The following is a 13,612-nucleotide window of genomic DNA, read 5'->3' as shown; positions in this document are numbered from 1 at the left end:
GATGGTGAGGCACGTCATCGCGCCAGCCGCCGACCTGCCACCCGGCGAACGGCTCGTCGCCGAGGTTGCCGGCCGCAAGGTCGTCATCTTCAATCTCGACGGCGAGTATTTCGGCCTGTTCAACCGCTGCCCGCATCAGGGCGGGGACCTCTGCCTGGGCCGGACCACGGGTCTGGTCGAGGCCGGCGCCGAGCCCGGGCAGTACAATTACAGCCGCCGCGGCGAAATCCTGCGTTGCCCCTGGCATGGCTGGGAGTTCGACATCCGCACGGGCAAGTCGCGCGCCGAGCCCGGACGCATCCGCGCCAAGACCTATGATGTCGATGTCAAACCGGGCTCCGAACTCTTCGACGGCCCCTATCAGGCCGAGACTGTTCCGGTCAGCATCGAGGAGGATTATATCGTCGTCGAGGCATGAAGGGCCGATCCCGTTTCGGGAGCGGCCCGCGCCGGTCAAGCCTTGAGATGAAGCGTGACCAGCACGGTCACTTCGGCGCCATCGGGCAGCGTCGCGGCGACGCGCAGGAAATTGCCGAAATGGGCGAGGCGCTGGAAGGTGACAGCATCCTTCGTAGCCGGCAGGTCGAATTCCGAGCCCTCATGGCACCAGTGCATGCCATCGGCGGAAATCTCGATTCGCGCCTTCGGCAGCGGGCCTTTCGGCTCCTTCAGCGCCCGGACGAAGACGATCGCTTCCTTGGCCCAGCCGGCCTCGTAGGGCTCGGTCGCGCTGGCGCCGGTCCAGCTCTCATTGCGGGCGACGACGGCAGTCAGGTTCTCGGGCAGCATCAGAAATCCCCCGACAGGCAGACGGAGTCGAGATAGGCGAAGGCGCGCTTGTCGGTATCCGTCTCGGCGAAGAAGGCGAGGTTCAGCATGCACCACAGGTTCTTCATCGCGGGGATGCGGATGCAGTCGAAGCCGTCCATGGCGAAGACTCGATCGTTGACCTGAAACCGCGTTGCCTGCATCGCGGCGAGGTCGAAATCGAAGCGCAGATAATGCCAGTTCACCTTGGTCGGGATCTCGTTGTAGCAGAGCCGCTGCTCGCCGCCCGGCAGATCCTCCCAGTCCTCGGGAGCGAGATGGTAATGGGTGATCGTCTTGCCGGCGGTGCCGATCGGCTTGATCGGGGTCGTCCTGCGCTTGAACTGCCATTTCTGGATATGCTGCCCGTCCTGCGCGTTGAGGAAGCGCAAGTGCGGCATCACCCGGTCGCCCGGTCCTGAGGTATCGCCGATCTGGAGATCGTAGAGGAAACCGAAGGAGCGGATATCGGTCTCCGAAAGCGCGAGTTCGGTCGCCTCCGGCTTGAAGGTGAAATAGGCCTCCAGCCGGATCGGCCCGGCCTTGCGGAAGGTCAGGCGCTTGATCGCGACATTCTGCGCGCCCTTCTTCGGCCGCGTCGCGATCTTCAGCGCGTAGGAACCGTCGACGCCGCCATGCGAGCCGAAATCCCAGTTCGGCAGGGTCGAGAGCATGGCGTGGCTATGCTGGGCATAGCCCGGCAGCATCGCGTCCAGCGTGTCCTCGTAATTGCCGACAAGCTGGGTCCAGCCACACATGCCGCGGTCGAAATCGTCGAGGCAGATGATGCGCGGCAGCGGGTCGAAGCGGCTGAGCTGCGGGTCGCTCTCGCGGATCGCGCGTCTGAAATCGTCGAGTTGGGTCATGGCAATTACCCCTTCACCGCGCCGGCGGTGAGCCCCGCCACGAGATGCTTCTGCATGAATATGACGAAGGCGAGCACCGGCACGAGCTGCACGGTGGATGCCGCGAAGAGCACGCCCCATTCGACGCCCTCGACGGCGCCGATCATCTCGGAGATCACCAGCGGCGCGGTCTTGGCCTTGGTCGTCGTGAAGATGAAGGCGAAGAGGAACTCGTTCCAGGCGTAGACGATGACGAAGACCGAGACCGCGAGCATGCCCTGCGCCGCCATCGGCAGGATCACGCGGGCGATGATCTGCATCTGCGAGGCGCCATCGACCATCGCGGCCTCGTCGAGCTCGCGCGGGATCTGGTCGATGAAGGTGCGCATCACCACCGTGCCCAGCGAGACGAAGAAGGTGGCGTAGAGCAGGATCAGGATGAAATGCGTGTCGTTGAGCCCTAGCCAGTTCACCACCGGGAAAAGCGGCAGCGTGATCACGATCGGCGGGATCAGGCGGATGAAGATCAGGAAGAACGCCGAAGCCTGCAGGCCGCGTGAGGCGAAGCGCGAATAGGCGAAGCCGGCGAGCAGCGAGACGCCGACGGCCAGTAGCGTCGCGCCGACCGTAACGAGGAAACTGTTCCACAGGCCGAAGAAGAAATCGCCCCAGCGGCTCCACAGCGCCTGGTAGTTCGCCAGCGTCGGCGCGAAGGAGAGGGCGCCCGTCGGCGAGAAGATGTCGCGGTCGGCCTTGAAGGAAGATAGCGCGATCAGGCCGATCGGCACGAGTGACCAGGCCACGACCGCGAGCACACCGATGAGCTTGAGGAGATGACGCAGGAGCCTAGGCATCGCGCTTGAACATCTCTCGGTAGAGCCGGCGCAGATAGAACAGCGCGAGCAGGAGCGAGGCGAGCACCAGGAGCCAGCCGGTGGCGGCGGCCGAGCCGAAGGCGTTGTAGCGGAAGGCCTCGAGATAGAGATAGACCGCCATCACCTCGGTCGAACGCGCCGGCCCGCCGCCGGTCATCAGCCAGACCTCGGAGAACAGCCGGAAGGCGAAGATGTAGCGGAACAGCGCGGCGATCAGCAGCGCCGGCATCAAGAGCGGCAGCGTCACGCGGCGGAACGACGTCCAGGCCGAGGCGCCGTCGATCGAGGCGGCCTCGTAGAGATCGCTGGGGATCGAGAGCCGCGCCGCGTAGAGGATGATGAACGAGAAGGGCAGGTGCAGCCAGATCGAGAGCAGGCTGACCATGGCAAGGCCATGGCTCGGGTTCACGGCCCATTCGATCGGCGGCAAGCCGATCGTGGCGAGAAGCCGGCTCATCATGCCAACATCCGGCTCGAACAAGAAGCGCCACATCACCACGGCGGAGACTTCGCTGACCGCATAGGGCGCGAGCACGATGGCGAGCAGCAGGGGCCGGAACGGCACGCCGGACGCGAAGAACAGCGCCATGCCGAGCCCGATCAGCAATTCGACATGCACGACGATGGCGACGACGATGACGGTGTTGAGCAGCGCCTTCCAGAAATAGGGATCGGCCAGCACCTTGGCGTAATTGGCGAGGCCGACGAATGTCGCCGCCTGCCCGAAGGAGGACTGGTTGAGGCTCAGCCAGAAGACATAGAGCGCTGGCAGGAAGATGATACCGCCGATCATCAACTGGACCGGCGTGACCAGCGCTATGGCGGAGAGGGGCGCGCGGGTGGTCATGGACGCACTCGCGATTCAGTCGCAACCCACAGCCGTAGTCCAAACCGCGCCGTCATCCCGGGCAAGCGAAGCGTAGACCCGGGATCCATCGTAGAGCTCGACGCCCTTCGATGGATCCCGGATCGGTGCCGCTGTGCGGCTTGTCCGGGATGACGGCGGAGGTCGGAGCAAAGGAAGGCGCTCGAATCCATCGTCGCCTCACGCGATCCTGAAGCGCTTCAGCGCCTCGCGATCGATCTCGATACCCAACCCCGGCGCCTGCGGGATCGCGAGCTTGCCATCGACGAGCTGCGAGCCCTCGCCGGCGAGCGGCTGGGTAAAAGCGTCGCGCAGCGGATTCTCGTAGACCATGCATTCGAAGGTGCGGAAGCTCTCCGCCGCCGCCGCCAGTTGCAGGCTGGCGGCGACGCAGATCGCGCCGGACCAACCGACATGCGGCGCGTAAGCCGTGTTGAAGGTCGCGGCGAGCTCGGCGATCCGCCAGGTTTCGGTAATGCCGCCGGAGCGCGTGACGTCCGGCTGGATCAGTCCGAGCGAGCGATCCTGCAACATGGTCAGCGCCTCGCCGGCAACGAAGTCACTCTCGCCGGCCGCTAGCCGGATCGGCAGATGCTGGGCGAGACGGCGATAGCCCTCGCGATCATGCGGGGCGATCGGCTCCTCGAAGAAGCCGTAGCCGAGATCGGCGAGCGCGCGGCCGACGATCATCGCATCGTCGACATCATAGGCCCAGTTCGCATCGACATAGAGCGCGATATCGTCGCCGGCGAGCCGGCGGATCAGCTTCGCGCGAGCCACCGCATCGCGCAGGGGATGGCCGAGCTTGACCTTGATCTCGCGGAAACCGGCCCTCAGCGCCGCCGCGACTTCCGTCTCGACAGTGGCATCATCGAGCCAGTTGATCGAGGAGGCATAGGCCGCAACCTCCTTGCGCCCCATGCCGCCGAGCAGGCGATGGATCGGCTCGCCCGCCTGTTTCCCCGCGATGTCCCAGAGCGCGATATCGACCGCCGCGATTGCCTCGACGACCTGTCCGCCCGGCCGGCCGGAAAGCGCGGCCCGCATCGCTTTCCACAACGCGCGTCGGTCGGCCGCGTCGCGCCCGATCAGGCGCGGCACCAACGCCTCCTCGATGAAGCGGGCATAACCCGCGGCACCGCGCCGGCACAGCCCCTCGCCGAACCCGATCGTTCCGTCCTCGGCCTCGACCTCGACGACGACGATCTCGATCGCCGGATAGTCGCCCTGCGAGGTCCGCTGGACCTTGGGCAAGGTCGCCCGTAGCGGATGGACTTCAACTTTGGCGATGCGGCTGGCCGACATGCGGCATGACCCTCCCGAGGCGTGTCACTGAATGACATCTGCTTATCTGATAGGTTGAACAGTTGCCAAGGAAGATGGCATCTGTCAATGATCGCGGCCGGAGGATCTTGATGAGCGATATAGCCCGTTCCGTGCTGGATGCAGGTGACCCGTTCGCCGGCGGCGATGTCGTGCCGATGCGGCTCGGCGATGCCGTGATCCAGCGCATCACGCAGGCGATCCATGAGGGGCGCCTGAAGCCGGGCGATTCCCTGCCGTCTGAATCGCGGATCGCCGCCTCCTTCGGCGTCAGCAAGCCGATCGCCCGCGAGGCCATCCGCCAGCTCGCGGCAATGGGCGTCGTCCATATCCAGCAGGGCAAGCCGACGCGGGTGCAGGCGCTCGATGCCGCCCCGCTCGACCGCTTCTATCGTTTCGCCGTGCGCGGACGCGCCAACGGCCTGACCGAGGCGGTGGAACTGCGCCGCATCCTCGAGCCGCCGATCGCCGCCCATAGCGCCGAGCGGCGCTCGGCCGAGGATATCGAGAAGCTCGACCTCATCCTCGCCCGCATGGAGGATTCTCTCGGGAACGTGCCGCGCTGGATCGAGGCCGATCTCGACTTCCACGAGGCCGTCGCCGCCTCATCCGGCAACCGCCTGCTCGATTTCCAGATCCGCGGCCTGCGCCCGGTGATCCGCGAGGTGATGGAGATATTCAACTCGCGCGAGGCGCGGGGCCCGGAGGACTGGCAGCGCACCTTCGACCGGCATGTCCGCGTCGTCGAGGCGATCAAGGCGGGTGATCCGATCGCGGCTTCCGCCGCCATGAACAAGCATTTCGAAGCGGCTGAAGCCGCCATCGCGGAACTCGCGAACCACAGGGAGGATCACCATGAGCCAGAGGACGACGCTCGACCGTAGACAGTTCGGGGCCGGCATCCTGGGATTGAGCTTCGCCGGGCTGGGCCACGCGGCGCGGGCGCAGAGCGGGCCGTTCAACGTCTTCACCCATCGCGTCATGCAGACGGTCGCGACCGGCGCGCAGGGCGGCGACATCACCAGGGATTGGGCGCAGAAGAACGGCGTTACCGTCCAGTGGACGACCTTCGACACCGGTCCGTTGCAAGAGCGCCTGTTCCGCGAGGCGAGCCTCGGCGAGACCTCGGTCGATATCGGCTTCGTCGTCAATACGCAGGTGGTGCCCCGCGCCGCGACACTGTTCGAGCCTCTCGACGACTACCTTAAGAAGGACCCGGTCGAAGAGATCGCCGACATCTTCCCCGGCCTGATGGAAGGCATGAAGGTCGGCGGCAAGCAGCTCGCGATCCCGTTCCGCCACGCCTCCTCTGGCCTGCACTATAATGAGGAGATCCTGGCCGAGAAGGGTTTCTCCAAGCCGCCTGCGACGATCGAGGAAATGGTCGAGATCGCCAGGGCCTGCAGCTATCGCCGCGCCGACGGTACGCAGGTCGTGGGCCTCTGCACGCCGGGCGTCACCTATCCCAATGTGATCGACCTTGCCCGCGCCTGGGACGGCGAGTTCATCACGCCCAATTTCAAATGCGTCGCCGACCAGCCGCCGATGCTGAACGCGATCCGCACCTTGCGCGAGCTCTTCCAGGCCAATGCCTTCCCGCGCAATTTCGCGACGCTCTCGCCCGAGGATGTGAACGTCTGGATGCAGCAGGGCCGTGCCGCAATGAGCCTGCAGAGCATGGGCCGCAACCGCATTTACAACGATCCGCAGAAGTCGAAATTTCCGGGCAAGATCAAGACGATCGCCGTTCCGGCTTCGAAGTCACTCGAAGGCAAATACGCCGCCGCTCCGGCCAAGGTTGAGTTCTGGGGCATGGTCATTCCGAAGAACGCCAAGCGCAAGGACCTGGCTTGGAGCTTCATCAAGGCGATGGCCTCGAAGGAGGCCACGCTGAAGGCCGCCCTCAACGGCAATGGACCGGTCCGCGCCTCGACCTATGCCGACCGGAGCTTCGCTGGAACCGTCCCCTACGCGGCCGAGGAATTGAAGGTGCTGAAGGTCGCGCGCGTGCCGATGCCGGCCTTCGACGAGGCCGCGCGCGCCGGCGACCTGTTCAAGGAAGAGGCTGAGGCCGCCGTGCTCGGCATGAAGACACCGGAAGAGGCGATGGCCTCGCTGGTCAAGCGCGTGCAGCCGTTGCTGCCGGCCTGACCGTTCGCGGAAACAGCACAACAAGAACGATTACCGGAGGACTATCGATGACATCCCGCATCTCGCGCCGCCGGTTCGGCGCGCTTGCCGGCGCCGCGGCCGGCTCGGCATTTCTCCCGCGCGGCGCCTTCGCCCAAGCCAAGACGCTGACCGTGCTCGGCCATCGCGTCCATCAGAATGCAGCAACGACCGGCCCCGGCGGCGACGCGACCGAAGCTTTCCGCAAGGCGAACGACGCCAATGTGAACTGGGTGACCTTCGGCGACGTCAACGCCGTGCATGAGCGGCTATTGCGCGAGGCTTCGCTGTCGGAGACCTCCATCGACGTCGCCTATCTCGTCAACGGCCGCGCCGTGCCGCGCAATCTCCAGCTTTTCGAGCCGCTGGACGCCTTGATGAAGCAGGCGCCGATCGAGGCCTTCGACGATTTCGCGCCGGGCCTGCTCGCCCCGCTCAAGCTCGGGGATGCCTTGCACGGCATCCCCGTCCGCCACGCGACCAATGCCCTGATCTACAACGAGGCCCTGCTGGAAGAGCGCGGCGTCACCAAGCTGCCGACGAGCTTCGAGGAGCTGGCCGAGCTTGTCCGCAAGCTCACCTTCAAGCGCGAGGACGGCACGCAGGTCTATGGCCTCGCCTTCACCGCCGTCTTCGCCTCGAACTTCCTGACGCTCGCCCGCTGCCTCGGCGGCGACTACATGACGACCGACGGCAAGATCGTCGCGGCCGAGCCGCCGATGGTGAAGACGCTCACCCTGCTCGCCGACTTCTACAAGGCCGGCGTGCTGCCGCGGAATTTCGCGACGGTGAACAACGAGGAGATCACCACCTGGATGCAGCAGGGCAGGGCGGCGATGACGATCAATCCCTTCGCCCGGCTCGTGACCTATAACGACCCGTCGAAGGGCAAATATGGCGGGCGCTTCAAGTCGCTGCTGCCGCCGATGGCGGCCGATCTCGCAGGCAAGGTCGTCTTCGCGCCGACGACCGAGTTCTGGGCGCTGATGATCCCGAAAAGCGCCAAGCAGAAGCAATTGAGTTGGGAGTTCATTCGCACGCTGTCCTCCAAGGCCGGCACGACGGCCATGGCGCTGAACGGCAACGGCCCCGTGCGCATCTCGACCTATGCCGACGAGAAGCTGAAGGCGGCGATGCCCTATGCCGCCGACGAGGCCGCCGCGCTCAAAGCCTCGCGCATCCATCTGCCAGCCTTCGACGAGCAGGCCCGCGCCCATGACATCTTCATCGAGGAAACGCAGGCCGCCGTGCTCGGCCGCAAGCCGGCGCAGCAGGCCATGGACGATGCGACGGCCCGCGTGAAGCCGCTGCTCGGCTGATGGCGGGTTCGCTTTCAGGGCGCGTTGCGCTGGTCACCGGCGCGGCGCGCGGCATCGGCCTTGCGATCGCAGCGCGCCTCGCCGAGGCCGGCGCACATGCGATCATCCATGACCGGGATGCGGGTGCGGCCGGGGCGGCGGCGTCCGATCTGCGCACCCGAGGTCTCGCGGCCACCGCCCTGATCGCCGATCTCGCCGAGCCCACGGCCGCTGCTACGATGGCGGCGGAACTCAAAGCGAAGGGAACCGAGCCCGACATCCTTGTGCTCTGCGCCTCCGTCGAGATGTTGGAGACCTGGGATGCCGTCTCGGAAGCCGCGATGGCTGCTCAGACTGAGATCAATCTCCATGCCACGATCAGACTATTGCAGGCCTTCCTGCCGGGGATGCTGGCGCGGGGCTTCGGCCGGGTGATCGCGATCGGCAGCGTGCAGGAAGCGCGGCCCAATCCGACCCATTTCTACTACGCCGCGACGAAGGCCGCGCAGACCAACATGATCCTGAATCTCGCCCGTACCACGCAGGCGCCGGACGTGACCTTCAACATCGTCAAGCCCGGCGCGATCCTGACCGACCGCAACCGCGCCGTCCTCGCCCAGCCAGGGCGGGAGGAACAGGTTCTCGCCCGGATTCCGCTGGGCCGGATCGGCAGGCCCGAGGATTGCGCGGGCGTCACCCTGCTGCTCTGCTCGGCCGAGGGCAGCTATATCAACGGCGCCGAGATCGCGGTGGATGGCGGATTGCGGCTGTGACAGCCGTTTCGACCTTCCGTGAAACTGCCGTGCGGATGTTCCGAGTCTCCGCCTCCCTGCGCATGGTCGAGGGGCCGCTATCGCAGCTTCCCAAGCCGCAAGCGTGACGTAAGAGTCGGCAAACACGCTCGAATCAAGGCCGGCGCCCCTGAACGGAAGCCGGAAATTAGCCGGTTATGGATGTGCGAAAACCAGCGGCCGGCACGGGGCCCTTTGCGCCGCTCAAGAATGTCACGTTCCGGGCGATCTGGCTCGCCGGGCTGATCTCCGGCTTGGGGTGGCTGATCCAGACCATCGCCATGAGCTGGCTGATGGCGACGATCACGCCGTCCAGCGTGATGGTCGCGCTGGTCCAGGCCGCGACGAACCTGCCGGCCTTCATCCTGTCGATCTTCGCCGGGGCCATCGTCGACAATTTCAACCGCCGCCGAGTGATGCTGGTCGCGCGCTCCCTGATGGCCCTGACCGCTGCCACGCTGACGATCCTCGTCGCGGTCGGGCTGATCAATCCCTGGATCATTCTGTTCTTCAGCTTTCTCGCGGGATGCTGCATCGCCTTCAACGATCCGGCCTGGCAGGCATCGGTGGGCGATATCGTCGACCGGAAGGACCTTGCGGCCGCGGTGACGCTGACATCGGTCGGGTTCAACACCGTGCGCAGCGTGGGGCCGGCGCTCGGCGGCATCATTCTCGCGACATTCGGCCCCCTGACGGCCTTTTGCCTGTACACGCTCGGCCATTTTGCGCCGCTGATCGTGGTCTGGCGGTCCAAATGGAAAGGGCCGGTATCGCGGCTGCCGCCCGAAGCGATGCTGACGGCGATCTCCGACGGCATTCGCTTCACGTCGCTGTCTTCCGAGATCAAGACGGCGCTCGCGCGCGGCTTCCTGTTCGGTCTCGCGGGCATCGCCATCCTCGCGCTTCTTCCGCTGGTGGTTCGCGATCAGCTGAAACAGGGGGCGGTTGCCTATGGCGTCCTGATGGCCGGCTTCGGCGCAGGGGCGCTGCTGGCCGGGCTGACCTCGACGGCGCTCCGGCGCAGATTGTCGGACGAGCAATTGCTCAAGCTCGCCTGCGTCGCCTGCGCAACCTGCACGATCAGCCTTTCGCTGACGCAAACCGCGGCCGTCGCCGCGCTTGCGCTCATGCTCGGCGGTGCCGGATGGGTCCTGGGATGGTCGGGCCTGAGCATCAGCGTGCAATGGGCGAGCCCGCGCTGGGTCGTCGGCCGGACGATTTCGCTCTACTACTCGCTCACCTCGGCCGGGCTCGCCGTCGGGAGCTGGCTCTGGGGCATGGTCACTGAGAGCTATTCCCTCAGCTTCGCCTTGCAGGCCTCGACCGCGGCTTCGCTCGGCGTCGCCCTGCTCGGCGCGCTCCTGCCCATCCACCAGCGCAAGGAATCCGACGTATCGACGCCCGATCACTTCGAGGCGCCTGCGATCAGCCTCGACCTCAAGCCGCGGAGCGGGCCGATCGCGGTCAAGATCGAGTATCGGATCGCCGCCGATCAGGTCGAGCCCTTCCTCGCCCTGATGCTGCAGCGCCGGCGCGCCCAGGGGCGCAACGGTGCGCGCCGATGGATCCTGACGCGCAACCTGCACGATACGGCGGTGTGGACCGAGACGTTCCGCACGCCCACCTGGAACGACTATCTGCGTTTCAACTACCGCCAGACCGCCGCCGACCGGGCGTTGAATGCCAGCCTCGCCGACCTGCACATGGGAGGAGAGGCGCCGGCCGTGATCCTCTCGATCGAGCGGCCCACCGCTGCGCCGCGAAAGGCCGAGGTTTTCCGCTCCGACACGCCCCATAGCTCGGCGTGAGCGCCGGGCTTTCCGGGGGGCTCGGTCCCGGAGTGGAGAGGTTCCGCTTCAGTCGCTTCGGGGCGGCCAGCGGCGTCGAGGGGCGCGGCGAGCCCCGGATGCCCCATCCTTGCCATTGCTCCCGGCTTTCCTCAGGTCCAGCGCGACGCGCCTGACGGAAATGTCGTCGGGATCCAGCGCGATCTCGAACCCCAGGTCACGGCAGAGCGCGAGCATCGGCGCATTCTCCGCCAGGACCTGGCTATGGACGCGTTGCAACTGCTCGGCCTTGGCCCAGTCTATGATCAATTCCATGAGCGCCCGACCGAGTCCGATGCCCTTCAGGTCGGAGCGCAGCAGGATGGCATATTCGGCCTCGACATAGCCGGGATCGGCATGGAGGCGAACGGCGCCTGCGGCTTCTCCGCTGCCTTCCTCGATGGCGATGAAGGCCATTTCCCGTGCGTAGTCGAGTTGGGTCAGGCGGGCGAGGAAGGCGTGGCTGAATGATTTCAGCGGCGCGAAGAAGCGCAAGCGCAGGTCTTCCGCCGTAACCCGCCCAAGCATCGCGCCGATCAGGAGTTCGTCCTCCGGTTTCATCGGGCGGACGAAGAAGTGTCGCTGGCCGAGCGCAAGCTGCACGGTCCAGCTGCCGGGATAGGGGCGGATGGCCGGGCGGCGGCGGCGTGCGGAGTCGGGTTCCAGCACGATGCGGGCATCGACCGCGACGACGCCGTTCGCATCGGCCAGGATCGGATTGAGATCCATCGCTCGGATCTGCGGAAGCGCCGAGGCGATGGTGCCGAGCGCCACGAGGACAGTGGCGATCGCATGCCGGTCGGCGGCAGGAACGTCGCGATAGGCAGCCAGAATGCGAGACACCCGCGTCCTGGCGATCAGGCTCTCGGCCGAGGCGAGATCGAGCGGAGGCAAGGCGACATGCGTATCGGCGATGAGCTCGGCCGCCGTACCGCCGCGCCCGAAAACGACGACCGGGCCGAAGCGGGGATCGACGGAAAAGCCGGCGATCAGCTCGCGCGCCTTGCTGCGATGCGCCATCGGCTGCACCAGGAAACCCGACAGGCGCGCTTCCGGGCGCAATTGGCGCAAGCGTTCCGCCATACGGCCGGCTGCTTCCCGCACAGCCTGCTCGTTCGCGAGGTCGAGCTCGACGCCGCCGACATCCGATTTATGCGCGATATCGGGGGAGACGATCTTGAGGGCGACCGTGCGGCCAGCCGTAAACTGCGCCCTGGCGGCTTCGGCGGCGGCCGTGGCATCCGCGGCGATGATGAGGCCGAGCGTCGGAATCCGGAACAGGGCGAGGAGCTCGGAGACCTCGTCCGGTTCGAGCCAGCTGCGGCCTTGCGCGATCGCCCGGTCGACCAGCGCGGTGGCGGCAACGATATCCGGCTGGTCACCTTCGTCGAGCGCGGGCGGGGTCGCCATCAGCTCCTTGAGCAGCCGCGCATGGCGTGTCAGGTGCTGGAAGCCGAGGATGGCATCCCGCTCCGTTGCGAAGGAGGGAATGCCGGCCGCCGCGAAAATCCCCGCCGTCTCCTCGCTGCCGCCGACCCAGACCGCCAGCACCGGCTTGCCGGCTTGGGACGCGGAGCGTGTCTCGGCCAACGCGCGCGCGCAATCCGCTGGGTCGTCCGGTGCGAGCGGGGCGTTGAGCGCCAGGACGGCGTCGACCTCCTTGTCGGCCAGCAGGCGGGTCACAGCTTCGCGGTAATCCTGCGCTGTCCGGACGATCGCGGGCTTCTGGCGCTGCCGGTCCACGCCGCCGACCTGTCCCAGTCGGGCTGCGGCCAGCGCCGCCAGCCCCTCGCCGTTGCTGACGATCGCCAGCCGGCCGGCATCGGCTGCGCGGGCGCGCGCCAGCGTCTCGGCGGCGGCAAACAGCTCGTCGAGATCGCTCACCTGCAACAGGCCCGCCCGATGGAAAGCGGCATCATGCGCGGCGTCGCTGGTCACGATCAGGGCCGAATGCGTCAGGGCCGGCCAGGCCGGCTCGAGGCGCGGCGGCCGCAGCACCAGCACCGGCTTCAGCCTCGCGGCCGCGCGCGCCGATGAGAGAAAACGCGCAGCGTCGGTGACCTCGTCGATCGCCAACAGGATGGTGCGCGTCGAGGGATCGGCGCCGAAATGATCGAGGCCGTCCGCGATATCGACATCGGCACCCTCGCCGAGGATGACGGCGCCCGAAAAGCCGATCCCACGCCCGGCGGCCCAGGCCAGGATGCCGGCCGCCACGGAATTGGATTGCGCGACGAGGGCGAGCGAGCCCGCAGCCAGATGCACGGGGACGGCGGTCGCGTTCAGGCCGAGGCGTGGCGCCGCAAGCCCGAGCGACGATGGCCCGATCAATCGGATGCCGGCGGCCCGGGCCGCGCTCCGCAGCCCCTCGGCATCGGAGGCGGACCCGTCAGGCACGAGAAGCCCGGCGCAGTCGCTTGCACCTGCCGCCAAGGCCTGTTCGGCAACCGCTGCCGATGCGATCAGAAGATCGCAGGATCGCAAGGCTGGCATCGTCCCCCCGCCCGGAAGCACCGTGAGAGCGCCGCGATAGGGGGCCGAGCGGATCTGCTCCGCCAGCACATCTGTTTCAGGAGAGCCGGCGATCACCGTGATCGTTCTTGGCTCAAGCGCACGTCTGATCAGGGCGAGCGTCATCGATCGCGGTTTCCGTCTTCGAGGCTACCAGCAGACGCGATTCCCGTCAGTCAGGCCAGTCGTCCCTTACAGGCATCCGCGATCTGCATCGAGATCCGGCATGCGAAGGCCGCGATCCCGGCCATCAGCATGAGCAAGGCTGACCAACACGATGCGTACTCGCTCGCGCGGCTCGC

General features: G+C 66.7%; 12 protein-coding genes. 6 read left to right on the top strand and 6 right to left on the bottom strand.

The features are described 5' to 3' along the window. Nucleotide 1: 1 nt before the first annotated feature. On the top strand, nucleotides 2-418 hold the full coding sequence (locus Q0Q02_RS09130; protein WP_293808665.1) for a Rieske (2Fe-2S) protein: 417 nt from the start codon (nucleotides 2-4) through the stop codon (nucleotides 416-418). Between the two features lie 35 nt (nucleotides 419-453). Here Q0Q02_RS09130 and Q0Q02_RS09125 read toward each other — a convergent pair whose 3' ends face one another. From Q0Q02_RS09125 to Q0Q02_RS09105, 5 genes are all read right to left on the bottom strand, one after another. Continuing rightward, complete coding sequence (locus Q0Q02_RS09125) at nucleotides 454-789, bottom strand: hypothetical protein (protein ID WP_293808664.1); 336 nt, start codon at nucleotides 787-789, stop codon at nucleotides 454-456. Then, a complete protein-coding gene (locus tag Q0Q02_RS09120; RefSeq protein ID WP_293808663.1) occupies nucleotides 789-1,673 on the bottom strand; it encodes a DUF6772 family protein in 885 nt (294 codons plus the stop codon). The genes Q0Q02_RS09125 and Q0Q02_RS09120 overlap by 1 nt, the downstream gene beginning before the upstream one ends. Nucleotides 1,674-1,678: 5 nt before the next feature. Then, nucleotides 1,679-2,506 (bottom strand): carbohydrate ABC transporter permease, encoded by an 828-nt coding sequence (locus Q0Q02_RS09115; protein ID WP_293808662.1) that lies wholly within the window; start codon nucleotides 2,504-2,506, stop codon nucleotides 1,679-1,681. After that, a complete protein-coding gene (locus tag Q0Q02_RS09110; RefSeq protein WP_293808661.1) occupies nucleotides 2,499-3,374 on the bottom strand; it encodes a sugar ABC transporter permease in 876 nt (291 codons plus the stop codon). Before Q0Q02_RS09110 ends, Q0Q02_RS09115 begins: the two co-directional genes overlap by 8 nt. A 198-nt stretch (nucleotides 3,375-3,572) precedes the next feature. Beyond that, on the bottom strand, nucleotides 3,573-4,697 hold the full coding sequence (locus Q0Q02_RS09105) for a mandelate racemase/muconate lactonizing enzyme family protein (protein ID WP_293808660.1): 1,125 nt from the start codon (nucleotides 4,695-4,697) through the stop codon (nucleotides 3,573-3,575). 110 nt (nucleotides 4,698-4,807) lie between these two features. Here Q0Q02_RS09105 and Q0Q02_RS09100 point away from each other — a divergent pair, with 110 nt between their 5' ends. From Q0Q02_RS09100 to Q0Q02_RS09080, 5 genes are all read left to right on the top strand, one after another. Next, the gene (locus Q0Q02_RS09100) at nucleotides 4,808-5,599 is read left to right on the top strand and encodes a FadR/GntR family transcriptional regulator (RefSeq protein ID WP_293808659.1); all 792 of its coding nucleotides are present in this window, start codon (nucleotides 4,808-4,810) and stop codon (nucleotides 5,597-5,599) included. Then, nucleotides 5,571-6,866, top strand: a complete 1,296-nt coding sequence (locus Q0Q02_RS09095; protein WP_293808658.1) for an extracellular solute-binding protein — start codon at nucleotides 5,571-5,573, stop codon at nucleotides 6,864-6,866. Before Q0Q02_RS09100 ends, Q0Q02_RS09095 begins: the two co-directional genes overlap by 29 nt. Before the next feature lie 47 nt (nucleotides 6,867-6,913). Further along, on the top strand, nucleotides 6,914-8,203 hold the full coding sequence (locus Q0Q02_RS09090) for an extracellular solute-binding protein (protein WP_293808657.1): 1,290 nt from the start codon (nucleotides 6,914-6,916) through the stop codon (nucleotides 8,201-8,203). After that, nucleotides 8,203-8,955, top strand: coding sequence for an SDR family oxidoreductase (locus Q0Q02_RS09085; protein WP_293808656.1), 753 nt, complete (start codon nucleotides 8,203-8,205; stop codon nucleotides 8,953-8,955). The genes Q0Q02_RS09090 and Q0Q02_RS09085 overlap by 1 nt, the downstream gene beginning before the upstream one ends. Nucleotides 8,956-9,137: 182 nt before the next feature. After that, a complete protein-coding gene (locus Q0Q02_RS09080) occupies nucleotides 9,138-10,781 on the top strand; it encodes an MFS transporter (protein WP_293808655.1) in 1,644 nt (547 codons plus the stop codon). Between the two features lie 48 nt (nucleotides 10,782-10,829). On the opposite strand, the gene Q0Q02_RS09075 is transcribed toward Q0Q02_RS09080, so the two are convergent. After that, complete coding sequence (locus Q0Q02_RS09075) at nucleotides 10,830-13,196, bottom strand: GNAT family N-acetyltransferase (protein ID WP_293808654.1); 2,367 nt, start codon at nucleotides 13,194-13,196, stop codon at nucleotides 10,830-10,832. Nucleotides 13,197-13,612: the final 416 nt, after the last annotated feature.

It is taken from the genome of uncultured Allobosea sp., from assembly GCF_945956895.1.
Lineage (GTDB): Bacteria > Pseudomonadota > Alphaproteobacteria > Rhizobiales > Beijerinckiaceae > Allobosea.
This window is presented reverse-complemented; position numbering and strand designations above follow the sequence as displayed.

What these genes read in the sequence shown, in the direction of transcription:
- Q0Q02_RS09085 (WP_293808656.1), top strand. Translation starts at nt 8,203, where the DNA reads ATGGCGGGTTCGCTTTCAGGGCGCGTTGCGCTGGTCACCGGCGCGGCG.
- Q0Q02_RS09130 (WP_293808665.1), top strand. Translation starts at nt 2, where the DNA reads ATGGTGAGGCACGTCATCGCGCCAGCCGCCGACCTGCCACCCGGCGAA.
- Q0Q02_RS09115 (WP_293808662.1), bottom strand. Translation starts at nt 2,506, where the DNA reads ATGCCTAGGCTCCTGCGTCATCTCCTCAAGCTCATCGGTGTGCTCGCG.
- Q0Q02_RS09120 (WP_293808663.1), bottom strand. Translation starts at nt 1,673, where the DNA reads ATGACCCAACTCGACGATTTCAGACGCGCGATCCGCGAGAGCGACCCG.
- Q0Q02_RS09110 (WP_293808661.1), bottom strand. Translation starts at nt 3,374, where the DNA reads ATGACCACCCGCGCGCCCCTCTCCGCCATAGCGCTGGTCACGCCGGTC.
- Q0Q02_RS09125 (WP_293808664.1), bottom strand. Translation starts at nt 789, where the DNA reads ATGCTGCCCGAGAACCTGACTGCCGTCGTCGCCCGCAATGAGAGCTGG.
- Q0Q02_RS09090 (WP_293808657.1), top strand. Translation starts at nt 6,914, where the DNA reads ATGACATCCCGCATCTCGCGCCGCCGGTTCGGCGCGCTTGCCGGCGCC.
- Q0Q02_RS09105 (WP_293808660.1), bottom strand. Translation starts at nt 4,697, where the DNA reads ATGTCGGCCAGCCGCATCGCCAAAGTTGAAGTCCATCCGCTACGGGCG.
- Q0Q02_RS09095 (WP_293808658.1), top strand. Translation starts at nt 5,571, where the DNA reads ATGAGCCAGAGGACGACGCTCGACCGTAGACAGTTCGGGGCCGGCATC.
- Q0Q02_RS09100 (WP_293808659.1), top strand. Translation starts at nt 4,808, where the DNA reads ATGAGCGATATAGCCCGTTCCGTGCTGGATGCAGGTGACCCGTTCGCC.